The following is a 2,090-nucleotide window of genomic DNA, read 5'->3' on the forward strand; positions in this document are numbered from 1 at the left end:
ACCCGCCCGGCGGGCGAGTGGGGACCGGGTCGGGTCGGGCGCCGGGTCAGGACAGGGTCGTCCAGGACTGCCCGGCCGCCGCGGAGTTGGGCTGGTCGGTGACGACCGGGGAGGTGGCCGCCGGGTTGGCGGCGTCGAGCGCCAGGCCGGTCGCGGCGTTGGTGACGGTCAGTGCGCCCGTCGCGGTGTTCTGGAGCACCCGCCACTTCTGGTAGGCGTTGTTCGGGTCGTAGCCGTTGGTGACGTACGCCGCCGTGCCGGACGTGCCCGGGGCGGTGAGGGTGCCGTGCACCTGGGTGCCGGTGTAGCAGTTGTCGGTGATGTGCACGGTGCCGTCGGCGTTGGCGGCGAAGTTCCACTGCTCCGACGTGTGGGTGCTCCACCACGTGTTGACGTCGACGACGGCGCCGTCCGCGGCACTGCACGTGCCCTGGACCTCCAGGGCTTCGCCGCCGCTGCCGCCCGCGCTGATCGCGTGGTACGTGCCGTCGCCGATCACCGCCGCCGGGACGGAGGCGGCCTGCGGGGTGAGGCGGAACATCGCGACGCCGTGCGGGGCGACCCAGTTGCCGCCGACCGTGCCGCCGGCGGCGACGGTGCCGGTGGCGCCGGTCCACAGTTCCTTGGACGTGTAGCCGCCGGTCAGGTTGAGCGAGGCGAGGGTGCTGCCGATCATCTGCCAGTTGTTCGGGTCCTGGTTGACCAGCAGGACGGCGGTGTCGCCGCCGGCCAGCTGCCGCTTGAGGACCACCGGCGCGGTGGCGCTCGCGGGCGGGGCGCCGACCAGCGTCGCCGGCTTGGCGAGCGCGTCCTGGTCGATCCGGATGACGTCGGCGTTCTTCATGAGCGCCAGGCTGGAGGCGGGGATGCCGGTGGACCAGCTCGTGCCGCCGTCGGTGTGCCAGGCGTCGGCGTAGTTGCGCAGGTCGGCGCCGGAGATGAGGGGCGAGGCCATCATCGACAGGACGGACAGCTCGGTGCGCGACTCGTCGTCCGTGAACGGCTTGTGGCACGCGCAGGTGTCGGTGACGCCCCATGAGCCGTAGACGTCCTGCCAGCCCGCGAACATCATGTCCATGTCGTTCCAGCTGCCCGGCCGGACGTTGCCCGGGTACTGCAGGGCGGTGCCCAACTGCTGCCCGTAGAGCACACCGCCCAGGTCGCTGCCGCGGTCGCCGCCGATCCGGCACAGGTTGGCGACCTGCCCGCACCACACGCCGGTCGGCGCGTAGCCCGGAGCCTGGTACGCCGGGGTGCCGGCTGCCCGGATCACCGGATCCGTGCGGGCCGGGTCGTTGGCGCCCAGCAGGTACGGCACGCCGCTGTGCACCGGCTGGGCCGAGACACTGAGGGCCACCCTCGGCTTGCCCTGCGCGGCGGAGGCGGCGTCGAGGGCGCGCTGGAACGTCTGCACCCGGGCGTACATGGACTGGGTGAGCTCCTTGCCCTCGCCCTGGGTGTAGTAGTTGTGGCCGTCCGGTCCGACGATCTGCGGGCCGTACGGGCAGTCGTCGTACTTGACGTAGTCGACGCCCCAGGAGACGAAGTCGCCCGCGTCGGTGGCCTCGTGGCCGAGGCTGCCGGGGTGCATCTGGCACGTCAGGTAGGTGTCGGTGCCGTACAGGCCGAACTTCATGCCCTTGCTGTGGGCGTACCAGGCCAGGTACTGGATGCCGTTGAGGGTCTGCCCGTTGACGACCTGGGAGGGGAAGGTGTCCGGGCGGGGGGTGAGGTGGCCGGAGGTCGGGTCGTTGCCGGTGCCGTCGGTGCCCGCGACCGGGTTCCCGGCGGCGTCGTAGAGCTGCATCGAGCCGTAGGACGTCCGCACGATGTCGGTGCTCTGGCCGTCGCGGTGCCACAGCGACCAGCCGTCGTCGATGGTGACGGTGTTGTAGCCGGCCGCCACCAGGCCGTTGGCGGACATGAAGTCGATGGTCTGCTTGACCTGCTGTTCGGTCACGTTGGTGCCGAGCGAGTTCCAGGAGTTCCAGCCCATCGGCGGGGTGAGGGCGGTGCCGTTGTCGAGGGCGGCGGCCGGGGTGGCCGCGCCGAGCGCGAGGGCTCCGAGGCCGGAGGTCGCGAGGGCGAGC

General features: G+C 72.1%; 1 protein-coding gene. It reads right to left on the minus strand.

Translation table 11 applies throughout. The annotated features are described in order from the left end of the window. Nucleotides 1-46: 46 nt before the first annotated feature. A partial coding sequence (locus AB0O00_RS36965) for an alpha-galactosidase (protein WP_363659080.1) occupies nt 47-2,090 on the minus strand: 2,044 nt, incomplete at its 5' end.

The sequence above is a fragment of the Kitasatospora sp. NPDC093558 genome (assembly GCF_040683475.1).
Classification (GTDB): domain Bacteria; phylum Actinomycetota; class Actinomycetes; order Streptomycetales; family Streptomycetaceae; genus Kitasatospora.